Origin of the sequence: Paenibacillus tyrphae (assembly GCF_027925525.1) — a bacterium.
Classification (GTDB): domain Bacteria; phylum Bacillota; class Bacilli; order Paenibacillales; family NBRC-103111; genus Paenibacillus_G; species Paenibacillus_G tyrfis_B.
Window position 1 is genome coordinate 68,797 of record NZ_BSDJ01000004.1, and the last position, 21,616, is coordinate 90,412.

A 21,616-nucleotide genomic window follows, 5' to 3' on the forward strand; every position below is an offset into this window, starting at 1 on the left:
ACAAGTCCCAATATCTCAAGTGAGGTGTAATTGTGCAATTTAAAGACTTGTTTCAAAAAAAAAGAAAATATGCCACGGTTCCTTCCGTGGACAGGACGGCTCCGAACCGGGTGATGGACGGAGCTATCGACGTTCCCGAAGAGCGTCCGAAGCGTGAAATCCCGGAAGGCCTGATGAACAAGTGCCCCAAGTGCGGGACGATCCAGTACAACAAAGAGCTTGATAAAAACTTAAAGGTATGTACCGCTTGCGAGTACCATTACAAGCTGAATGCCGTTGAACGTATCCAGATGACGATGGACGAAGGCCGCTTTGTGGAATTTGACAGCGAGATGGCATCTCAGGACCCGCTGGAATTCCCCGACTACATAGCCAAGTACAACAAAGCGGTCGAAGCTACCGGCATGCAGGACGCCGTCATTACCGGCGAAGGAACGATCGGAGGGTATCCGGTCGTCGTAGCGGTGATGAGCTTCGACTTTATGGGCGGATCGCTCGGATCAGTTGTAGGCGAGAAGGTGACGAATGCGATCGAGCATGCGACCCGGACGAACCGGCCGGTTATCATTTTCTCCACATCGGGCGGCGCGCGGATGCAGGAAAGCATTCTCAGCCTGATGCAGATGGCGAAAACGAGCGCGGCGATTGCCAAGCTGAACGAGCAGGGCGGCCTGTACGTTTCCGTCATTACCGACCCGACTTTCGGCGGCGTCAGCGCGAGCTTCGCGATGCTCGGAGACTACATTATTGCCGAGCCGGGGGCAGCGTTCGGCTTTACCGGCGGACGCGTCATCGAACAGACGATGAAAATCAAGCTGCCGCCAGGCTTCCAGACGGCGGAATTCAACCTGAAGCATGGACAAGTGGACTTGGTCTCGCACCGCAAAGAAATGCGCAGTACGCTGACCCGTCTTCTTAGCATGCACGCGGTAAAGGAGGAAACCGTTAATGGCTAGTGAAATGCCTTTTGAGCAGCCGCTAGTCGAGCTTCGCGCCAAAATCGACGAGCTGCGCAAGTTCGGAGCGGACAAGCAGATCGATTTCTCCGAGGAGATCAAGCGCTTGGAGCAGCGGCTGGAGCAGCTCGAAACGGAATTGTACGCCGGCATGTCGACCAAGCAAAAAATGCAGGTAGCCCGTCATCCGCAGCGCCCGACGACACTGGACTACATTCAGCATTTGTTCACCGATTTCATCGAGCTGCACGGGGACCGTTTATTTGGCGACGATCTGGCCATTGTAGGGGGCATCGCCCGCTTTAACGGCATTCCGGTGACGGTTGTCGGCCATCAAAAAGGGAAAGATACGAAGGACAACATTGCGCGTCACTTCGGCAGCCCGCATCCGGAAGGCTTCCGCAAAGCGCTGCGCTTTATGAAGCAGGCGGACAAGTTCAAGCGCCCGATCATCACGTTCATCGATACGAAAGGCGCTTATCCCGGCAATGCGGCGGAAGAGAGAGGGCAAGGGGAAGCGATCGCCCGGAATCTGATGGAGATGGCGTCCTTGCGGGTGCCTGTCTTGTGCGTCGTCATCGGCGAAGGCGGTAGCGGCGGCGCTCTGGCGCTTGGCGTAGGCAACCGCGTATTTATGCTTGAAAATGCAATTTATTCGGTCATCAGCCCGGAAGGCGCGGCCTCGATCTTATATAAAGACGCTTCAAAATCGATGGAAGCAGCCGAAGCGATGAAAATTACGGCGGACGAAATTTTGAAGCTCGGCGTTATCGATGCGATCATTTCCGAACCGAAGGGCGGTGCCCATCGGGATGTTGCCCTGCAGGCGGAATCGATCAAGCAAATGTTGTGGACCCACTTGCAGGAATTGCTCAAGATGACGGAGAATGAATTAATAGAAGACCGCTATAATAAATTTAGACAAATCGGTCGGTTCACCACCATCCAGGAGGGAAATCATGCGTAAAACAAAAATTGTGTGTACCATCGGACCGGTCAGCGAATCGCTGGACATGTTCAAGAAGCTCATTGATGCAGGGATGAACGTTGCTCGGCTGAACTTCTCCCACGGCGATTTCGAAGAGCATGGCAACAGAATCAAGAACGTGCGTCAAGCTTGTCAGGAGCTCGGCAAAAGCGTAGCCATTCTGCTTGATACCAAAGGACCGGAAATCCGGACCGGCAAGCTGAAGGACGATCAAAAAGTTGAGCTGCTCCAGGACAATTTGATTACTTTAACGACGGAGGAAGTACTCGGCGATGCCGAGCGCGTTTCCATCACATACAGGGACCTTTACAAAGACGTCAAGATCGGTTCCACCATTCTGATCGATGACGGCTTGATCGGACTGACGGTCGAAGATATCCGCGGAACGGATATCGTGTGCCGGATTAAAAACGGCGGACTGCTTGGCGGCAAAAAAGGCGTGAACGTGCCTGGAGTGAAAATCAACCTGCCGGGCATCACGGAAAAAGACGCGAACGATATCATTTTCGGCATTCAGCAGGGAGTGGATTTTATCGCTGCTTCTTTCGTGCGCAAAGCGAGCGACGTCCTTGAAATCCGCGAAATTCTTGACCGTCATAACGCAACGCATATTCAAATCATCTCCAAAATCGAAAACCAGGAAGGCGTGGAAAACCTCGACGAAATTCTAGAGGTATCCGACGGTCTCATGGTAGCGCGCGGCGATCTCGGCGTGGAAATTCCGGCTGAAGACGTGCCAATCGTGCAAAAAGCGATGATCAAAAAATGTAACCAAGTTGGTAAACCGGTTATTACGGCTACGATGATGCTGGACTCCATGCAGCGCAACCCGCGCCCGACGCGTGCGGAAGCGAGCGACGTGGCGAACGCGATCTTCGACGGCACGGATGCCGTGATGCTATCCGGCGAAACGGCGGCAGGGAAATACCCGGTAGAGTCTGTTCAGACGATGGCCCGCATCGCCGAGCGTGCGGAATCGGCATTGGAATATCGGGAAATTTTCATCCGTCAGAGCAATGCGCAGCAGACGACCGTAACCGAGGCGATCAGCCAAGCGGTAGCGAACTCGGCGCTTGATCTGGACGCCAAAGCGATTCTGACTTCCACGGAAAGCGGCTATACGGCGCGTATGGTGTCCAAGTACCGTCCGAAAGCGCCGATCATCGCGGTAACGCCGAACGATCGCGTGTTGCGCCGTTTGTCGCTCGTATGGGGCGTTATTCCGGTGAAGGGTGAGACCTGCACCTCGACGGACCAATTGTTCGAGCATGCCGTAGACGCTAGCGTGAAGGCTGACCTCGTCAGCTTGGGCGATCTCGTCGTCATCACCGCAGGCGTACCGGTCGGCCGCTCTGGAACGACGAACTTGATCAAAGTTCATCAAATCGGTGAAATGATTGCCAAAGGCCAAGGGATCGGCACGCAAATCGCCACAGGCCACGTCGTAACGGCCCGCTCCGCCGAAGAAGCGAATGCGAAGACGACCGAGGGCTGCATTCTGGTTACCGTGACGACCGATAAAGACTACATGCCGGCCTTCGAGAAAGCGGCGGCAGTAGTTACCGAAACGGGCGGTATCACGTCCCATGCGGCGGTTGTCGGCATCAGCTTGGGCAAACCGGTCATCGTCGGTGTAGACAACGCGCTTGGCATCTTGAAAGACAACGACGAAGTATCCATCTATCCGGAAGTCGGCGTCATCTATTCCGGCCGCGCACGCGTGCTGTAATAGAACGTCGTCGAAGCCTTGCGATAGCAGAACAAGCGGAGCGAAATCGAACAGCGGTTTCGCTCCTTTGCTTTACACCTATCTTCCATGAGGATTCAGGAGGTCCGTATGCAGCATACTTTACGCGTCCGCTATCAGGAAACGGATCAGATGGGCGTCGTGTATCACGCCAACTATTTGAATTGGTTTGAAGTCGGCCGGACCGAGATGATCCGCGAGCTGGGTATGCCTTATCAAGGGCTGGAGACCCGCGGCTTGCTGCTGCCAGTGATTGAGGCGGACCTGAAATTCCGCGCGCCCGCCCGTTACGACGATTTGGTGACGATTGATACCAAAGTTGTCGAGTTGACGAGTCTTCGAATCCGGTTCGCTTATGAAATTAAACGCGGCGAGGAAATGCTGGTCACCGGAGGAACGCAGCACGTCTGGTTGAATCAGGATTGGAAGCCGGTGCGGATCGACAGGGATGTGCCTGATTTATATGCCCTCCTTGTCAAAGCCATGGGCTAATGCGCATCATAATTCCGCTAACCTAAAAAACAATGAAGGACTTGGCCTTTTTGGTCAGGTTCTATTCCTATTTATGCTATATTTTCCAAAATGATTCGTCCCTATTGTATAATTTAAGTACAAGCGAAGGATTGAACGATCAAAAGGGGAGAGGCACGATGGAACTGCGTCATTTGCGATACTTCGTAACGGTTGCGGAGGAGCTGCATTTCGGCCGGGCGGCTGCTCGCCTTAACATGGCGCAGCCGCCGTTAAGCCAGCAAATCCGCAAGCTGGAGGAAGAGCTTGGATTTTCGTTATTTTCCCGAAGCAAGCAGCACGTTGAATTAACGGATGCGGGGAAAGTGTTCCTGGAGGAGTCGCGGTCGGCTTTAGCGCGTGTGGAGCAAGCGCGAGAGGCGGCGGAGAAAGCGAGCCGGGGGCAAACGGGCAGACTGGCGATCGGCTTTGTCGGTTCGGCGACCTACCACATCGTTCCGCTGCTGCAGCAGTATCGGCTTCGTTTTCCTTCGGTGGAATTGAAGCTTCATCAAATGAAGAGCGGGAGCCAACTGCAAGCGCTGCACGAAAAAAGCATTCATCTCGGAATTGTGCGCGCCTCAATTCACAGTCCGCATTTGAATACGGAGCTGTTTATGCGCGAGCCGTTTATGGCGGTGCTTCCCGAAGCGCATCCGTTGGCCGGCAGGCAAGCACTTAGCGTTCGCGATCTGGAGCACGAGCCGTTTATTTTATCTCCCAGGCAAAACGGCTCGACCTATCACGATGCGGTCATCCATTTATGCTATAAGGCCGGATTTTCGCCTAATATTGCGCTGGAAGCGCCTGAAATCTTAACCGTTGTCGCCTTTGTAGCCGAAGGGATGGGGGTTGCTTTAGTTCCCGCGTCCTTTCGGCACCAGCAAAATCAAGGGGTCGTTTACCGGGACATTCGGGAAGCCCCCGTTCTGGAAACGGCGTTCATTTGGCGGAAAGACGAGAAAGCGCCGGTGCTGCACGAATTTTTGAAGCTCGGCCGGACATACGGCGGTGGAACGAAGAGTCCTATCCACCCGGCTTGATACGTTCCGCATATCAGGAAGGACGTAACGGATATTGGACGCGTTTTCCAGCGGGTCGATATACTGAAGGGGCAAAGCCAAACCATCGGGAGGAGCGAAAAGAACGATGAGCGGATCATTCCAGCCCGGCCTTGAAAACGTTATCGCGAGCGAGACCGAAATTTCTTATTTGGATGTTGAAAAAGAACAAATTGTGCTGCGGGGTTACGATCTTATCGAATTGGCCAAAACCGTTACTTATTTGGACGTCGTTTCGTTAATGCTTGACGGCAGTCTGCCTACGCCCGAATGGCGCAATGCTCTCGAGCTCAACCTCAAAACGGAGTACGGACTGCCCGAGGATTCGCTGGCGATCTTGCGCCTGCTTCCGCAGCAGACGCATCTGATGGATGCGCTAAGAACGGGCATTTCCGCCATTGCCGGCTATGACCAGGATATCGAAGACCGGTCGCGGGAAGCGAATTACCGCAAATCGATCCGGCTGCTGGCCAAGGTGCCGCAGATCGTGGCGGCCAGCTATCATGCGTCCATGCGGCAGCCTCTGGTGGAGCCGCGCCAAGACCTATCGTACAGCGCCAACTTTTTGTACATGATTACCGGGAAAGTTCCTTCCGAAATGGAAGAGAAGACGTTCGATCAATCGCTGATCGCATACAGCGAGCATGAGATGCCTAACTCGACCTTTGCCGCACGCGTCATTGCTTCCACGCAGGCCGATCTGTACGGGGCGCTGACCGGCGCCGTTGCTTCGCTGAAAGGCACGCTGCATGGCGGAGCGAACGAAGCGGTGATGAAGATGCTGCTGGAAGCGGGAGATGAGGATAGGATGGAGCCGCTGATCCTCGGCAAATTGTCCCGCAAGGAACGCATCATGGGCTTCGGCCACCGGGTGTACATGAAGAAGCCGGACCCGCGTGCGATGCTGATGAAAGAGGCGCTGGCCCTGCTTGCGGCCGCCAAAAACGAAGAGAAGCTGTACCGTATGTGCGTCATCGGCGAAGAGGTGATGAACCGTGAAAAGGGATTGTATCCGAACCTCGATTACTACGCCGCGCCGGTTTATTATTTGCTGGGCATTCCGATCGACCTGTTCACCCCGGTCTTTCTCGCCGCCCGGACGGTTGGTGTGTGCGCGCACGTGATGGAGCAGCATGCGAACAACCGGCTTTTCCGGCCTCGTGTCCTGTACAAGGGACCGCGCGATCTGCATCCCGATTCGGCCTCGGTCGGCTCATAACTAGTGGGAGGAGACATCGATATGGCAGCAAACCCATCTATGGCCTATGAACAAGGAAGAACCGCATACGCTGCGGATCAACTGTTAGTGGATATCGCGGATTACGCGCTTGAATACGAAGTCCAAAGTCCGGAAGCCCGGCGCATCGCACAGCACGTCGTCTTGGACTCGCTCGGCACCGCCATTTTGGCACTTCGCTTTCCGGAATGCGCGAAGCATCTCGGACCTGTCGTACCGGGCGTCATTGTGCCTCACGGCTGCCGGGTGCCGGGGACTCGCTATGAGCTCGATCCTGTACACGGGGCGTTCAATATCGGGTGCATGATCCGCTGGCTCGATTACAACGATACGTGGCTGGCCGCCGAATGGGGACATCCTTCGGACAATTTGGGCGGCATTTTGGCGGTAGCCGACTATCTCAGCCGTGTCCGGATCGCAGAAGGCAAAGCCCCTTTTCGGATGCGGGACGTGCTGGACGCCGCCGTGAAAGCGCACGAAATTCAAGGAGTGCTCGCCCTCGAAAACAGCTTCAACCGCGTCGGCTTGGATCACGTGCTGCTGGTGAAGATTGCTTCAACGGCTGTCGTCACGGCGATGTTGGGCGGCACCCGGGACGAGGTGGTCAACGCGCTTTCCAACGCGTGGCTGGACGGCGGAAGCTTGCGCACGTACCGGCACGCGCCGAATACGGGATCGCGCAAATCGTGGGCGGCCGGAGACGCAACCAGCCGCGCAGTCCGTCTGGCCCTCATGGCCGTCAACGGCGAAATGGGGTACGCCACCGCGCTTTCGGCCAAAACGTGGGGCTTCCAGGACGTATTGTTCCAGGGCAAGCCGCTGAAGCTTGCTCGACCTCTCGGCTCTTACGTGATGGAGAACGTGTTGTTTAAAATTTCCTTCCCGGCCGAATTCCACGCCCAGACCGCCGTCGAATGCGCCTTTGCGCTGCACCCGCAAATCAAGGACCGGCTGGACGAGATCGATCGGATTACGATTACGACGCATGAATCGGCCATCCGCATTATCGATAAGAAAGGCCCGCTGCATAACCCGGCGGACCGGGACCACTGCCTCCAATATATGGTGGCGGTAGGCTTGCTGCACGGCGAGTTGACGGCGGAGCATTATGAGGATGAGGCGGCCGCCGACCCGCGAATCGATGCGCTGCGGGACAAGATGGTCGTCATCGAGAATCCGCAATACAGTCGGGATTACCTCGATCCGGACAAACGGTCGATTGCCAATGCGGTCCAAATCCGGTTCAAGGATGGAACGGAGACAGCAAACGTGGAATGCGAATACCCGATCGGTCACCGCAGACGACGGGCCGAAGGACTGCCGAAGGTGATCGACAAATTCGAAGGCAACCTGCTGACGAGATTCCCTAAGCCAAAAGCGGCGCAAATCCTCGAACTGTCGCTTGACTTGGAGCGGTTGGAGCAAATGCAGGTCAATGAATACATGAATTTGTACGTCATTTAATTTAACGGTAAGGTTGCGGAATACGACTTCCCGGGAGGAGTAACGATGGCATGGTTGATGGAGCAAGAGAAGGACCAACGGGAGCTGGCGGCCGCTTTTAAGAAACGGATGGAAGCGGGGCCGATTCTCAAAATTCCGGGTGCGCACGACGGGATGGCGGCCAGAATAGCCGGGCAGTTCGGCTTCGAGGCGCTTTATTTGTCCGGTGCCGCCTATACGGCCAGCCGGGGCTTGCCGGATCTCGGGCTCATTTATTCGAATGAAGTTGCGGACCGGGCCCGCGAGCTAGTCCGCGCCTCGATGCTTCCGCTGCTGGTCGATATCGATACCGGCTACGGCGGCATCTTGAACGCAGCCCGGACGGCCAAGGAAATGGTCGAAGCCAAGGTTGCCGCCGTCCAGATTGAGGATCAGGAGATGCCGAAGAAATGCGGCCATTTGAACGGCAAAAAGCTCGTTTCAACCGAGGAAATGATGCAAAAAATCAAAACGATCAAGGAAATTAGCCCAACGCTCGTCGTCATCGCCCGCACGGACGCCAAAAGCGTAGAAGGCTTCGAAGCGGCGGTGGACCGGGCCAAGCATTATATGTCGGCGGGAGCGGACGGGATTTTTCCCGAGGCGCTGGAGAGCGAAGAGGAGTTCAAACGGTTCCGCTCCGCGATCGACGCGCCGCTGCTGGCGAACATGACGGAGTTCGGAAAAACGCCGTATTATACTGCGGAGCAGTTCGAGGCTTGGGGCTTCAATATGGTCATTTATCCGGTAACTTCGCTGCGGGTAGCGGCCAAAGCCTACGAGCGCGTATTTTCGGAAATCTACCGCACCGGGACGCAGGCGGGATCGCTGCAAGATATGCAAACCCGCAAGGAGCTGTACGATACGATCCGATATTACGATTACGAAGCCTTGGACGGAAAAATCGCTAAAACCGCCCTGCCGCCAACCGACTAGGTCCCTTGATTTCCAACGATTGCAGATACGTGAAGAGTTCCTGAAGAGGCTAGTTCCTCCGGGAGCTCTTTTCGTTGTATAATGATAAAGCTCTTTTTGAATCCGTCCCGGATAAAATTTAGGTGTATTTTCCCTTGCGTTTACATAAAATTAACAAAAAGAGCACGCTCGCTTAACATTGTCGAATTACGATGTAGAAAGCAGATGAAATGAAGCTAAACGGTGAATGACCATGGAGGGTTTACTACCTTATGAAGGATATTGCCGCACGTGAGACCGCCAACCATTATCTGAACCGCGACTTAAGTTGGGTCGAATTCAACTGGCGCGTGCTGGAGGAGGCGCAGGACCCCGAAACGCCGCTGCTTGAACGCGTCAAATTTTTATCGATCGTTTCTTCCAATTTAGACGAGTTTATGAGTGTCCGCGTAGCCGGCATCAAGGATCAGATCAAAGCGGGCCATACCAAAAAAGATTTCACCGGCTATACGCCCGCCGGATTGTTCAAACGCGTCATGAAGCGCTCCTCCAAGATGGTAACGGAGCAGTACAAGACGTATCGGGACATCATCCGGCAGCTTGGCAAAGAAGGCATTATTTTTACCGAATACGACGATTTGAACGTAACCCAGCGCAAAGCGATGGACGAATATTACCACGATATCGTCTTTCCCGTGCTGACGCCAATGGCGGTCGACCAGTCGCGGCCTTTTCCGCTGGTGCGGACTCAGGCTTTATATTTGGCGGTCGTGCTGATGAAGACAGGCGACGATCCGGAGGACGAACCGTATTTTGCTATCCTTCAGGTGCCGTCGAATTTAAGCCGCTACCTGGCGGTGCCCGGACGAACCAATAGCAAGAAGCGCGAATTCATTCTTATGGAAAATCTCATTGAAAAGCACATCCATACGCTGTTCAGCGGCTATATTCCGATGTCGGTCCATGCGTTCCGGCTGACACGCAACGCGGACTTGACGCTGAACGAGGAAGGCGCGGAGGATTTGCTGGAGGAGATCGAAATCCAGCTCCGCAAGCGGCGCTGGGGGACACCGGTCCGGCTGGAGGTACAGAAGGGCATTCACCCGTATGCGCTGGAGCAGCTGACGGAGGAGTTCGAGATTGTCGAGAATATTTTTGAAATCGACGGGCCGCTGGATCTTACATATTTTATGAAAATGGCGTCGGCGCTCCAAGGCTTCGATCATTTGCGCTATGCCCCGATCCAATCGGTATATCCTTCCGAGCTCGACGATGTCGAGGATCTGTTCGCCAAGCTGAGGCAGCAGGATGTGCTGGTGTATCATCCATACGAGTCGTTCGATGCCGTCACCGATTTTGTGCTCCAAGCGGCTTACGATCCGCAAGTGCTCGCCATCAAAATGACGCTGTACCGGGTCAGCGGCAATTCCCCGCTTATTCAAGGACTTGCCCGTGCGGCGGAGTCCGGCAAGCAGGTCACGGTCGTGGTGGAGCTGAAGGCGCGGTTTGACGAAGAGCGCAATATCGCTTGGGCGCGTAAGCTGGAGCAGGCGGGCTGCCACGTCGTTTACGGGCTCGTGGGGCTGAAGACGCATGCCAAGATTACGCTGGTCGTCCGGCAGGAAGCGGACGGGCTGAGGCGGTACGTGCACGTGGGCACGGGGAATTACAATGACAATACGGCAAGATTGTACACCGATATCGGCTTGTTTACGTCGCATAAGGAGATCGGGGAGGACGCTTCCGCGCTGTTCAACGAGGTGACCGGGTATTCGGCGCCGCACAACTGGAAAGCGTTCGGCGTGGCGCCTACCGACATGATGGATAAACTGTTTGAGAAAATTCGCCGCGAAGCGAAGCACGCCGCCGAAGGCAAGCCGGCGCGGATCATCGCCAAGTTCAACTCGCTATCGAACCAACAGATGGTCGACGAGCTGTATGCGGCCTCGCAGGCGGGGGTCGAGATCGATCTGATCGTGCGCGGCGTATGCTGCCTGCGGCCCGGTGTTCCGGGACTGAGCGAACGGATAACGGTGCGCAGCGTTGTAGACCGGTTCTTGGAGCACTCGCGCATTTTTTATTTCGAGAACGGTGGGGAGCCGGAAGTGTATATCGCCAGCGCAGACTGGATGACCCGGAACCTGACGCGGCGCGTTGAGCTGATGTGTCCCGTATTTGACAAAAGCATCCAGCAGTCGCTGATCAATATATTGCGGCTCAGCCTGAAGGATAACGTGAAGGCGCGGCAGCTCCAACCGAACGGCATGTACGAGCATGTCCGCTCGGAAGGAAACGAGCCGCAGCTTCGCAGTCAATTTGCGGCCATGCGCATCAGTTCGTGGAAAACGACGACTCGTGAACTTTGAGCTGCAGTCCCCACGTATTTTTAAATTCTTTTTGCAATCCGAGGACCTCTCTGTATTCCGCAGCGGGGTCGTGCTTTGCTTTCAGCCTTAAATGCAGCGCCTTGCTTTCCGAGAACGCGTTCGTCACTTCCAGCGCCTGCGTCTCGCTAATGTCGAGAGCGACGGCGAGCTTAAGCAGCGTGCCGAGCTTGGCGATCAGATCGGTGTCAGTTTTCTTCAAAATATCCTTGTGATGCTGCACGGCCTGCTGGGTCCGTGCTTTTGTTTTATACGAAGCGGTCAGGGCGCAAATGAGAATTTCGCGGTGGGTCAGGCCGTCGATTCGCGTATGCGCAATCATATGGAACGAATGCTTCGGATACTGGTAATAGCTGAGCGAAGCGCCGATCCGGTACAGCTTGGCCGCGATGATCAGGCACAGACGCACGCGCGGCTCGAAGCGGTGCTTTCCCGCCTCCGTCAAGGCATCGAACAGCTTCAAGGCCGTTCGGCTCACCTGCGAGAGATGCGCCCGGGGGGCCGTCGAATGAAGGGCGAGCAGGTTGTCCGCGCTTCGCTCGGCCATATGCTTTAGCTCCGTGTCGACGGGGTAGAAGCTTTCAAAGAACAGCCCGTCCCGCAGGCCCGCGCCGCTGACGACATAGTGCGAAGCGCCGGCTGCTTGAAAGATCGTCTGAAGAATCAGCAGTCCCGGGACGATAATATCGTAGCGGTCTTTGGACAGACCGTCGATTTTTTTGCGTTTTTCTCCGGGCATAAGAGGGAGCCAGGAGGCGAGCTCGTCCACTTCGGCGGCAGGGATCGTATAATTATGCGTAAGCGGCAAGGAATATTTGCGCTTGCGCTGATTGATTTTGCATAGCGTCCGAACGCCGCCTCCGAGCCCGACGAGCGGCAGGCCGGGAGCTTGTCGAATCCAGGGCTCGCGGGCAATCGCGTCCTCGACCATCTGGCGGATGCCCCGCAGCTGTTCTTCGTGGAATTCGCCGTTTGGCGCAAATTTGCGCGTTGTATTGACCGCACCGAAAGGAAACGATACGCTGCGGATCAAGGTGCGGTCGCGGAAGAGCGAAATTTCGGTGCTTCCCCCGCCGATGTCGACAAGAAAGCCGTCCGAAATATCCATCGTTTGGATCATGCCCAAGAAACCGAGTCTGGCCTCGTCCTCCCCGGACAGCAGCTCGACGTGAAATCCGCTTTCGCGGCGCAGCGTGTCCAGAATCTCTTGAGAATTTGCGGCGTTGCGGATGGCGGCCGTGGCGGCTACCCGGTATTCGGTTACTTCGTGAGCGTGACATATCCGTTTAAAATGCGACAAGATCTGCACGATCACCTGAATATCCGCTTGAGCCAATGTCCCGTCGGCGCCAATCCGCTGGCTCAAGCGAGCGGACTCCTTGAATTCGCCGATCACACGGTATGCTCCGCCCGTCGTTTGTTCGTTCACGGCCAACCGGATCGAGTTGGAGCCGATGTCAATGATGCCGATTCGCCGGCTGTTGTTCATGGCTGGTCCTCCTGCTAACGGGTGAAAGTTAGTTTTATTTTACCGTTACGGCAGATGGAAGTCCACTGAGCCGCCTCCCGATAATCTCCTCGCTAAGGGGCAAAGGAAATATGCTGAAAAATAGATCTGATTACAAAAAATGTACCAATAAAAAATATCACGAGGACCAACATCGATAACATCATAATTTTTTCGATCAGGCTGTGATTTTTCAAAATTTGCCACCTCTGCCTCGAATGTACCAACGAATTGCGAATCAGAAAAGTACTATGTTGATTTAATACCTTTCTAAAATAAAGCCGTCCAACTGGATTCATTATGATTTTTTATGAGTTAATATGAGTATAATGAAACTGGGATAGATCCTTTACGGATGGGGGTTTACAGGTTTGAATACATATGATTCATCCCGCAGATAGCATCTGTTTATGGTGCTGATAATGAACTTTTATGTCTGAATTTGTTCACTTTAGTATCTAAATACTTTATATTAGAATTATGTGAATTCGAACGCAAAAGGAGAGATTATCTTGACTGCTACCAAAGGTTTGGAAGGAATTGTAGCCACAACGTCCTCCATCAGCTCCATTATAGACGGTGTGCTCACCTATCGCGGCATCAATATCGACGACCTTGCAGAGAACGCCACGTTCGAAGAGGTCGTATACTTGTTATGGTACGGCAAGCTTCCTAATCGCTCCGAACTGGATCAATTAACCAAAGATCTGAGCGACAACGCTTCGGTTCCTGCCGAAGTGATCGAGCAAATTAAGCTGTACCCGAAAGACGTCAATTCCATGGCCGCGCTTCGTACCGCCGTTTCCAGCTTGGCGCTGTACGATGCCGAGGCAAACGATATGACCCCGGAATCCAACCTCCGCAAAGCGATCAAGCTGCAGGCGCAGCTGCCGACGATCATAGCGGCATTCGCTCGCATCCGCCAAGGACAAGAGCCGATCGCGCCGAAATCCTGTGCTTCCGTTGCCGAGAACTTCTTGTATATGCTCACAGGCAAACAACCGGAACCCATCGCCATCCAGGCATTGGACAAAGCTTTGGTGCTTCATGCCGACCACGAGCTGAACGCTTCGACGTTCGCTGCGCGTGTAACCGTTGCGACGCTGTCCGATATTTATTCGGGCGTAACGTCCGCGATCGGCGCGCTCAAAGGCCCGCTGCACGGCGGCGCCAACGAAGCGGTTATGGCGATGCTCGAAGAAATCGGCACGGCGGACAACGTGACCAGCTATATCAACGATAAACTGGCCAACAAGGAAAAAATTATGGGCTTCGGCCATCGCGTTTATAAAAACGGCGACCCGCGCGCGAAGCATCTCCAAAAAATGTCCCAGGAGCTCGGTAAAATTACCGGCAACATGAACTGGTACGACATGTCCATTCAAATCGAAGAGATCGTGACCGGCCAAAAAGGACTGAAGCCGAACGTAGACTTCTACTCCGCTTCCGTCTACACGTCGCTCGAAATTCCACGCGACTTGTTCACGCCGATCTTCGCGATCAGCCGTACGTCCGGATGGACGGCGCACATTCTCGAGCAATTCGATAATAACCGCCTCATTCGTCCGCGTGCCGAATATACGGGACCGTCGCACCAAGCCTTCGTTCCGATCGAGCAGCGCTAATCCGGCTGGGATGCCGCACCTGCGGGAAGCAATAGAAAAGCAGCTCTCCTACGGGCGGCTGCGGCGTTACCGGTCTTCTGAGAAGGGGACGTGCGCCGCTGCTCCCGTATCTTTTTGACATCATCATCCCTATTCCACGGAGCTTGTTGCAACGGCTCCAAACCATTCCAAGGAGGCTTACCTATTCATGGCACAATTCGAACAATATGCACTTCCGACTGAAGGCGAACGCATCACCATCACGAACGGCAAACTGAACGTTCCGAACAATCCGATCATTCCTTTCATCGAAGGCGACGGCACAGGTCCGGACATTTGGGCGGCTTCCAAGCGCGTATTGGATGCAGCGGTAGAGAAAGCATACAAAGGCGAGAAAAAAATCGCATGGTACGAAGTTTTTGCAGGCGAGAAAGCCTTCAACAAATACAATAACTGGCTGCCGAGCGATACTTTGACGGCAATCCGCGAATACATCGTAGCGATCAAAGGACCTCTGACGACGCCAATCGGCGGTGGTATCCGTTCCCTGAACGTTGCGCTTCGCCAAGAGCTGGATCTGTATGTGTGCTCCCGTCCGGTTCGCTACTTCAAAGGCGTGCCTTCCCCGGTTAAACGTCCGGAGCTGGTAGACATGGTTATTTTCCGTGAAAATACCGAGGATATCTATGCCGGTATCGAATGGGCCGCAGGTTCCGACGAAGTGAAAAAAGTGCTTGCTTTCCTGCAAAACGAAATGGGCGTGAAAAAAATCCGCTTCCCGGAAACGTCCGGTATCGGAATCAAGCCGGTATCTTCCGAAGGCTCGAAGCGTCTGATCCGCGCCGCTATCGAATATGCGATCCAGCATAACCGTAAGAGCGTGACCCTGGTACATAAAGGGAACATCATGAAGTTCACCGAGGGCGCGTTCAAAAACTGGGGCTACGAGCTCGCCGAGCAAGAGTTTGGCGACAAAACGTTCACTTGGGCTCAATACGACAAAATTAAAGAAGAGCAAGGTGTTGACGCGGCGAACAAAGCGCAAAAAGACGCAGAAGCTGCCGGCAAAATCATCGTAAAAGACGCGATTGCCGACATCGCCCTGCAGCAAGTGCTTACTCGTCCGACGGACTTCGACGTCATCGCTACGCTCAACCTGAACGGCGACTACCTGTCCGACGCTCTGGCTGCTCAAGTTGGCGGTATCGGTATCGCTCCAGGTGCAAATATTAACTACGTAACCGGTCATGCGATCTTCGAAGCAACGCATGGTACGGCTCCGAAATACGCAGGTCTCGACGTTGTTAACCCGGGTTCCGTTATTTTGTCCGGCGTTATGATGCTGGAGCACCTGGGCTGGCTGGAAGCGGCTGACCTGATCTACAAAGGCATGGAAACGGCAATCAACAACAAAACGGTAACTTACGACTTCGCCCGTCTGATGGAAGGCGCAACCGAAGTGAAGTGCTCCGCGTTTGCCGACGAGATCATCAAGAATTTCTAACCCTCCAAACCTTCCTTGGTAAGGGAGAGCTTACGAAGCAGTTTTGCTTCGCAAAACTTGGAGGTTTCGCCCCTGGACGACGAAAGTTGTCTGCAGGCAGGATAGAGGCGCACCCATGAGGCGTCTGAGAATGGAACGCGTTTGTCTGCGGGCGGCCCGGCTGAAGCCAGGCGCCCTCAGACACGCTTTCATGCGACTGATAAAGATTAAGCCGAAGTCATATGCTAATTCCCGAAATTGAAACATAAAATTAATGTGCGATAAAGCACAAACTATGGGAGGAATTGATTATGGCGATCCAACGTAAAAAAATTACGGTTGTCGGCGCAGGCTTCACAGGTGCGACAACAGCGCTGATGCTGGCGCAAAAAGAACTCGGCGACGTCGTATTGCTGGACATCCCTCAACTGGAGAACCCGACCAAAGGGAAAGCGCTTGATATGCTCGAAGCTTCCCCGGTGCAAGGGTTTGACGCGAGCATTGTCGGCACGTCCAACTATGACGAGACCAGCGGTTCCGACATCGTGATTATCACGGCAGGGATTGCCCGCAAACCGGGCATGAGCCGCGACGACCTCGTGAACACGAACGCAGGCATCGTGAAATCCGTTTGCGAAAACATCAAAAGAACGAGCCCGCAATCGATCGTTCTCATCCTGAGCAACCCGGTAGACGCCATGACGTATGTCGCTTACCAAACGCTCGGCTTCCCGAAAAACCGCGTCATCGGTCAATCCGGCGTGCTGGATACGGCTCGTTATTGCACGTTCATCGCGCAAGAGCTGAACGTTTCCGTAGAAGACGTGCGCGGCTTCGTACTCGGGGGGCATGGGGACGACATGGTTCCGCTCGTTCGTTACTCCAATGTTGGCGGAATTCCGATCGAGAAGCTCATTCCGGCTGATCGCATCGAAGCAATCGTGAAGCGTACGCGTACCGGCGGCGGCGAGATCGTTAACCTGCTGGGCAACGGCTCCGCTTACTACGCACCGGCTGCTTCCCTCGTGCAAATGACGGAAGCGATCCTGAAAGACAAAAAACGCGTTCTGCCTTCCATCGCTTTGCTCCAAGGCGAATACGGCTATGACAACCTGTTCATGGGCGTACCGACGCTGCTTGGCGGAGACGGCATCGAGAAAATATTCGAGCTGGAGCTGCTTCCGGAAGAGAAAGCGGCACTCGACAAATCCGCAGAATCCGTACGCAACGTCATCAAAGTCGTTACGGGCTAATCGCATATTATCGGTGCGAAGAAAGACCAGTTTTCGCCGAAAAGGCCGAAGCTGGTCTTTTTTTTATTTCCTTTTTCTTCAGCGGAGCTCGTGAAAAACTGCCGATCAAGGGATTGAAAGCCACGGCAATCCATGGTACGATACAAAATGACTGACGAATCAGTCATAATGTTAGGACCTGCTATGAGGAGGGTCCCCAAGGGAGGAGAATTCACCGTTGGCCGTAGAGAAGAGAGACAAAATCGTCGAGTCGGCGCTGAAGCTTTTTGAGCAAAAAGGGTACCACAGCACCAAAGTGTCGGACATTGTGAAGGATGCCGGCATGGCGCAGGGCACGTTTTATCTTTATTTTAAAAGCAAGGAAGACTTGTTCCGCAGCGTGGCGGAGGAATGCTTGAAGGAAATCGTCGTCGCGCTCGAACCGGAATCGCTGGACCCTCGCGAACTGCACAACGACAAGATGCACGACCGTTTGATCCGGCAAACGTTGACCATTTATTACCAGAATCGGACCATACTGAACATTTTGAAGCGGCATGGCGCCGCCTCTCCGGAAATAGCGGACATCTCGAAGCAGTTTTACGGCAATGTTTGCGAGGTTGTTAAGGACATGTTCAAGCACTTCAATGTTTATCCCGGATATACGGAAGAGCAGCTGGAAATGACCGCTTATGCCGAGATCGGGATGCTGGAGATGGTCGCTTACCAGTGGTTCATCGAAAAAGGATACGGTCTGGAAAAGCTTGACCCGCTTGCCGAGGTGCTCGTCGGGATCAACGTCAACTGCCTGCCGGAAACGGATGTGAACGAAGAATGATCGCGATGCTGCTGAAATACCGCAAGGTGACGCTGCTGTTTTTCGTGATGGCGGTCGTGCTCGGGGTGTTCAATATTTTCACCTTGAAGCAGAGGGAGAATCCCGAGGTCGAGATCACGTATGCGATGGTGAAAACCGTCTATCCGGGGGCCTCGCCGGAAAAGGTAGAGCAGTTCGTCACCCGTCCGCTGGAGGATAAAATTAAGGAAATCAGCGGCATCAAGGTTCTCAGCTCCACTTCGGCCGCCAATGTGTCAGTCATTCAAGTCGAGCTGAAGTCGGACACGGATATCCGCAGGGCATGGGACTCACTGCGCCAGAAGGTGCAGTCCGCGCAAGACGACCTGCCGGAAGGCGCGCACCAGCCGGAAGTGAACGACGATCTGAGCAAAATTGCGGCGCAAATTTTGCATTTTGTCGTGGAGACGCCGGAGGAGCTGGAGTCGCTACGGACGACGATGGACTCATGGAAGAAGCAGCTTGCAACTGTCCCCGGCGTAAGCAACGTCGAGGTCGTCGGCCTGCCCGAGCAAGAAGTGGCGATCACGCTCGATACCGAAAAGCTGGATACGCTCAGGCTGCCATGGGGTATCGTGGCTCAATCGCTGAAAAATAAGCATGATCGGGTGCCGCTCGGTACGGTCGACAAGGGCGCCAAGCAGTATTACGTCAATATGGGTGGCGAATGGAAGTCCGCCGAGGATATCGCGAATACGGAGCTTCTGGGTCTGCCTCCCGGCAGCGCGCTGAAGATCAAGGACGTCGCCGACGTCAAGCTGCGGCCGAAGAAAAAAGAAGTATCCATCTTACATAACGGAAAGCCTGTCCTCGACCTGGTCATCAATTCGGAGAAAGGCACGGATGTCCCGTCGCTGCAGAAGCGCATCGACAAGAAGGTCGCGGAGCTGGGGCCGAAGCTGCCGGCTAATGTGAGGATCGAGTCGCTGTTTACGCAAAAGGAAAGTCTCGACCATCTGTTCAACGAGCTGGGCAGAGAGCTGCTGATGGGGATTATTTCGGTTATCGTTGTCTGCTCTCTCGGACTAACGTTCGGCACTTCGCTGATCGTGGCCTTGGCCATTCCGGTGTCCATTACGATCGGTTTTATTCCCGTCGAAACGGTGGGGATCGATCTGAATCAGATTACGATCGTCGCGCTCGTCATCGTGCTTGGAATTCTCGTCGACGACGCCATCGTCGTGAACGACAATATTCAGCGCCGCTTGCAGCTGGGCGACGATCCGGCTACGGCCTCGCTGGAGGGAAGCCGTGATGTCGCCATTTCGATTCTGACGGCGACGATTGCGACGGCTGCCGCGTTTTTGCCGTTGTTTTTCCTGCAGGGCAACATCGGCAGCTTCATTCGCCCGCTTCCTGTTGTCATTTCGTTGTCCCTTGCGGCTTCCATGGCGATGTCGCTGACCATTGTTCCGATTTTCCGCCAATGGGTGGGCGAGCGGCGGCTTCGCCGCAAAGGCTCTAAGGCCGAGCCGACCAAAGGTGCGGGGGCGGCGTCCGGAAGCGAAGGGACGGAAACTCCGGGTCTGCTGGGCAAGCCGATCGCAAGGCTGAGTGCCTTTTACGGCAAGCAGATTCACCGCTTCTTGCGGCGTCCGCTGCTGACCGGGCTCGCTGCGCTGCTGCTGGGCACCTCCGCTTTCGGATTGATGCCGCTGCTTGGGGTGCAGTATTTCCCGCCTGCGGAGAAGGAAGAGATGCTCATCGACTTCAAGCTTCCGTCCGGACGTCAGTTTGCCGAAACGGAGTTTACGATCCGCAAAGCGGCGGCATGGATGGAAGAGCAGCCGGGCGTGCGCTTTGTCTCGGCTTATGCCGGACGGACGGCTCCGCATTTTTATTACACGGAAGCGGATCAGACGGGCATCTCGATCGGACAGCTGTTCGTTAAGGTCGATATGAAGCAGTTGAATACGAAAGCCGCCGTCGTGCAGTGGCGGGAGCAGCTCAAGGCGATGTTCCCCTCCGATGTGGAGATTACGCCGCGCGAGCTGGAGCAAGGACCGCCTGTCGGCGCGCCGATCGCCCTGCGCATCAGCGGCAGCGAACTGTCGGAGCTTCGCCAGATTTCGGCGGACGTTCAAGCGATGCTGAAAGAAATCCCGGGTACGATCAGCGTAAGCGACGATGTCGGAGAGGTTATGAACACCTATGAGGTGGAACCCGACCCGGCGAAGTTGAGTCTATTCGGCGTGAATGAGAAAGATCTTTCCACGACGCTCAGAATGGCAACCGAAGGGCTGGAAGTGTCGGAGATGCAGAAAGGCGAAGATCTGATCGACGTGACTCTATACGCGAAGATGCGTTCTGCCGACCCGGTGGAGACGATGAAGAAAATGTACGTCTCGACGCAAAAAGGCGGCACGGTTCAAATGCGCGAGCTGGGAGATATCCGCACCAGCCAAATGATCAGGTCGATTCATCACCGCGACCAGACCCGGACGATTACCGTGCGCAGCTATACGCAGGACCGGCTGGCGGACGATATTGTGAAGGATCTGCATGCCAAGCTGGGAAGCTACAATGTTCCTGCAGGCTACTCGATTCAGTTCGGCGGCGAAAACGAGGAGCGTAACGAAGCGTTTGCCTCCATCGGAAAGCTGTCGGTCATCGTGATTTTGCTGATTTACATCATTATGGTCATGCAGTTTTACTCGCTGTCGATTCCGCTGCTGATTCTCTCGACCGTCTATTTGGCGGCAGGCGGCGCGATCATCGGTCTGTTCCTTTCCGGTTCGCCGATCGGCTTCATGGCGCTCATGGGGCTCGTCAGCTTGGCGGGCATCGTAGTGCGGAACGGGATCATTCTGATCGAATTTATCGAGCAGGCGCGCGAACGCGGACTGCCTTTGTACGAAGCGGTAGCGGAAGCGGGGAAAGCGCGGCTCCGGCCGATTCTGCTGACGACGGCCACGGCCATCGGCGGGTTGCTGCCGATGACGATTATGGGCGGGAATTTGTGGCGCCCGATGGGAATTACGATTATTTCCGGTCTGCTGTATTCAACCATGCTTACGCTGATCGTCGTTCCGTCGCTGTTTGTCATTTTACAGAAGTGGCGCGACAAACGCTCGGCGAAAGCGGGTAAAGCGGTCCATTCGTAAGCCTGGGTAGCATTTGCTTAGGAAGCTCATAGTCTTGTATACTAGGGGAGAGAGAAAACGAGGTTGAATAGGGAGGGTCCCGGGATTATGCAGCAAGTGTTTTTGTATTTACATGTGCTCGGCGCCATTTTGATGGGCTTTTATCTCATGCTGCCGTTTTTGGCGATGCGGGTGGAGGCATTGCAATCGGGAACGGCGCAGTTCGGTTTCTTGAATGTGCTGTTTGCCGCCAACCGTGCGGGGCAACTGGCGCTCGTGATCGCATTTTTGTCGGGCGGTTATCTGGTCAGCAAGGCGCCATATTCGGTGCTGTGGATGGTGCTGGCGGTCGTGCTGTTCCTCGCGATCGGGGCGCTGACAGGCATTCTCGGCAGCAAAATGCGCAAGGCGCTGCAAGATCCGTCCGGCGGAAACATCAAGGCTCACATTGGCTCCATCAAGTCGCTTAGCGTGATCAACGGCATCATCTTCTTTCTTGTCGTTACGCTGATGAAGTTCCCATATGCATTTTAATTCAGATTAGAGTGGAAAAGGCCGGGGTAACAACTCC

General features: G+C 54.7%; 16 protein-coding genes. 15 read left to right on the forward strand and 1 reads right to left on the reverse strand.

Features of this window, described 5'->3' with window-relative positions; genetic code table 11:
- Nucleotides 1-32 precede the first annotated feature (32 nt).
- The 9 genes from accD (at nucleotide 33) to ppk1 (ending at nucleotide 11,262) form a co-directional block, all read left to right on the forward strand.
- Nucleotides 33-956: an acetyl-CoA carboxylase, carboxyltransferase subunit beta gene (gene accD / locus QMG93_RS05710; RefSeq protein ID WP_216797721.1), complete on the forward strand. Its 924-nt coding sequence runs from the start codon at nucleotides 33-35 to the stop codon at nucleotides 954-956.
- Nucleotides 949-1,923: an acetyl-CoA carboxylase carboxyltransferase subunit alpha gene (locus QMG93_RS05715; protein ID WP_281934351.1), complete on the forward strand. Its 975-nt coding sequence runs from the start codon at nucleotides 949-951 to the stop codon at nucleotides 1,921-1,923. Before accD ends, QMG93_RS05715 begins: the two co-directional genes overlap by 8 nt.
- Complete coding sequence (gene pyk / locus QMG93_RS05720; protein WP_281934353.1) at nucleotides 1,916-3,673, forward strand: pyruvate kinase; 1,758 nt, start codon at nucleotides 1,916-1,918, stop codon at nucleotides 3,671-3,673. The genes QMG93_RS05715 and pyk overlap by 8 nt, the downstream gene beginning before the upstream one ends.
- A 108-nt stretch (nucleotides 3,674-3,781) precedes the next feature.
- The gene (locus QMG93_RS05725) at nucleotides 3,782-4,183 is read left to right on the forward strand and encodes an acyl-CoA thioesterase (RefSeq protein ID WP_281934355.1); all 402 of its coding nucleotides are present in this window, start codon (nucleotides 3,782-3,784) and stop codon (nucleotides 4,181-4,183) included.
- A gap of 158 nt (nucleotides 4,184-4,341) precedes the next feature.
- Nucleotides 4,342-5,244: a LysR substrate-binding domain-containing protein gene (locus tag QMG93_RS05730; protein WP_281934357.1), complete on the forward strand. Its 903-nt coding sequence runs from the start codon at nucleotides 4,342-4,344 to the stop codon at nucleotides 5,242-5,244.
- Nucleotides 5,245-5,350: 106 nt separating this feature from the next.
- Complete coding sequence (gene mmgD, locus QMG93_RS05735) at nucleotides 5,351-6,481, forward strand: citrate synthase (protein WP_281934358.1); 1,131 nt, start codon at nucleotides 5,351-5,353, stop codon at nucleotides 6,479-6,481.
- A gap of 21 nt (nucleotides 6,482-6,502) precedes the next feature.
- Nucleotides 6,503-7,963 carry a bifunctional 2-methylcitrate dehydratase/aconitate hydratase gene (locus tag QMG93_RS05740; protein WP_281934360.1) on the forward strand — a complete coding sequence of 487 codons (1,461 nt, stop codon included), beginning with the start codon at nucleotides 6,503-6,505 and terminating at the stop codon, nucleotides 7,961-7,963.
- Between the two features lie 45 nt (nucleotides 7,964-8,008).
- Nucleotides 8,009-8,917, forward strand: a complete 909-nt coding sequence (gene prpB / locus QMG93_RS05745) for a methylisocitrate lyase (RefSeq protein ID WP_281934362.1) — start codon at nucleotides 8,009-8,011, stop codon at nucleotides 8,915-8,917.
- Between the two features lie 251 nt (nucleotides 8,918-9,168).
- Nucleotides 9,169-11,262, forward strand: coding sequence for a polyphosphate kinase 1 (gene ppk1 / locus QMG93_RS05750; protein WP_281934363.1), 2,094 nt, complete (start codon nucleotides 9,169-9,171; stop codon nucleotides 11,260-11,262).
- On the opposite strand, the gene QMG93_RS05755 is transcribed toward ppk1, so the two are convergent.
- Nucleotides 11,228-12,769: a Ppx/GppA phosphatase family protein gene (locus tag QMG93_RS05755; RefSeq protein ID WP_281934364.1), complete on the reverse strand. Its 1,542-nt coding sequence runs from the start codon at nucleotides 12,767-12,769 to the stop codon at nucleotides 11,228-11,230. The genes ppk1 and QMG93_RS05755 overlap by 35 nt on opposite strands.
- Nucleotides 12,770-13,299: 530 nt before the next feature.
- Between QMG93_RS05755 and citZ the strand changes: the two genes are divergently transcribed.
- From citZ to QMG93_RS05785, 6 genes are all read left to right on the forward strand, one after another.
- Nucleotides 13,300-14,412 (forward strand): citrate synthase, encoded by a 1,113-nt coding sequence (gene citZ / locus QMG93_RS05760; protein WP_281934366.1) that lies wholly within the window; start codon nucleotides 13,300-13,302, stop codon nucleotides 14,410-14,412.
- Nucleotides 14,413-14,599: 187 nt separating this feature from the next.
- A complete protein-coding gene (gene icd, locus QMG93_RS05765; RefSeq protein WP_281934367.1) occupies nucleotides 14,600-15,895 on the forward strand; it encodes an NADP-dependent isocitrate dehydrogenase in 1,296 nt (431 codons plus the stop codon).
- Nucleotides 15,896-16,185: 290 nt separating this feature from the next.
- On the forward strand, nucleotides 16,186-17,127 hold the full coding sequence (gene mdh, locus QMG93_RS05770) for a malate dehydrogenase (RefSeq protein WP_281934369.1): 942 nt from the start codon (nucleotides 16,186-16,188) through the stop codon (nucleotides 17,125-17,127).
- A gap of 217 nt (nucleotides 17,128-17,344) precedes the next feature.
- Complete coding sequence (locus QMG93_RS05775; RefSeq protein ID WP_281934370.1) at nucleotides 17,345-17,944, forward strand: TetR/AcrR family transcriptional regulator; 600 nt, start codon at nucleotides 17,345-17,347, stop codon at nucleotides 17,942-17,944.
- On the forward strand, nucleotides 17,941-21,066 hold the full coding sequence (locus QMG93_RS05780; RefSeq protein ID WP_281934372.1) for an efflux RND transporter permease subunit: 3,126 nt from the start codon (nucleotides 17,941-17,943) through the stop codon (nucleotides 21,064-21,066). Before QMG93_RS05775 ends, QMG93_RS05780 begins: the two co-directional genes overlap by 4 nt.
- An 87-nt stretch (nucleotides 21,067-21,153) precedes the next feature.
- A complete protein-coding gene (locus tag QMG93_RS05785; protein ID WP_281934375.1) occupies nucleotides 21,154-21,579 on the forward strand; it encodes a hypothetical protein in 426 nt (141 codons plus the stop codon).
- Nucleotides 21,580-21,616 lie beyond the last annotated feature (37 nt).

What these genes read in the sequence shown, in the direction of transcription:
- QMG93_RS05785 (WP_281934375.1), top strand. Translation starts at nt 21,154, where the DNA reads ATGCAGCAAGTGTTTTTGTATTTACATGTGCTCGGCGCCATTTTGATG.
- QMG93_RS05755 (WP_281934364.1), bottom strand. Translation starts at nt 12,769, where the DNA reads ATGAACAACAGCCGGCGAATCGGCATCATTGACATCGGCTCCAACTCG.
- QMG93_RS05780 (WP_281934372.1), top strand. Translation starts at nt 17,941, where the DNA reads ATGATCGCGATGCTGCTGAAATACCGCAAGGTGACGCTGCTGTTTTTC.
- QMG93_RS05725 (WP_281934355.1), top strand. Translation starts at nt 3,782, where the DNA reads ATGCAGCATACTTTACGCGTCCGCTATCAGGAAACGGATCAGATGGGC.
- ppk1 (WP_281934363.1), top strand. Translation starts at nt 9,169, where the DNA reads ATGAAGGATATTGCCGCACGTGAGACCGCCAACCATTATCTGAACCGC.
- prpB (WP_281934362.1), top strand. Translation starts at nt 8,009, where the DNA reads ATGGCATGGTTGATGGAGCAAGAGAAGGACCAACGGGAGCTGGCGGCC.
- icd (WP_281934367.1), top strand. Translation starts at nt 14,600, where the DNA reads ATGGCACAATTCGAACAATATGCACTTCCGACTGAAGGCGAACGCATC.
- mdh (WP_281934369.1), top strand. Translation starts at nt 16,186, where the DNA reads ATGGCGATCCAACGTAAAAAAATTACGGTTGTCGGCGCAGGCTTCACA.
- QMG93_RS05715 (WP_281934351.1), top strand. Translation starts at nt 949, where the DNA reads ATGGCTAGTGAAATGCCTTTTGAGCAGCCGCTAGTCGAGCTTCGCGCC.
- QMG93_RS05730 (WP_281934357.1), top strand. Translation starts at nt 4,342, where the DNA reads ATGGAACTGCGTCATTTGCGATACTTCGTAACGGTTGCGGAGGAGCTG.
- QMG93_RS05740 (WP_281934360.1), top strand. Translation starts at nt 6,503, where the DNA reads ATGGCAGCAAACCCATCTATGGCCTATGAACAAGGAAGAACCGCATAC.
- pyk (WP_281934353.1), top strand. Translation starts at nt 1,916, where the DNA reads ATGCGTAAAACAAAAATTGTGTGTACCATCGGACCGGTCAGCGAATCG.
- mmgD (WP_281934358.1), top strand. Translation starts at nt 5,351, where the DNA reads ATGAGCGGATCATTCCAGCCCGGCCTTGAAAACGTTATCGCGAGCGAG.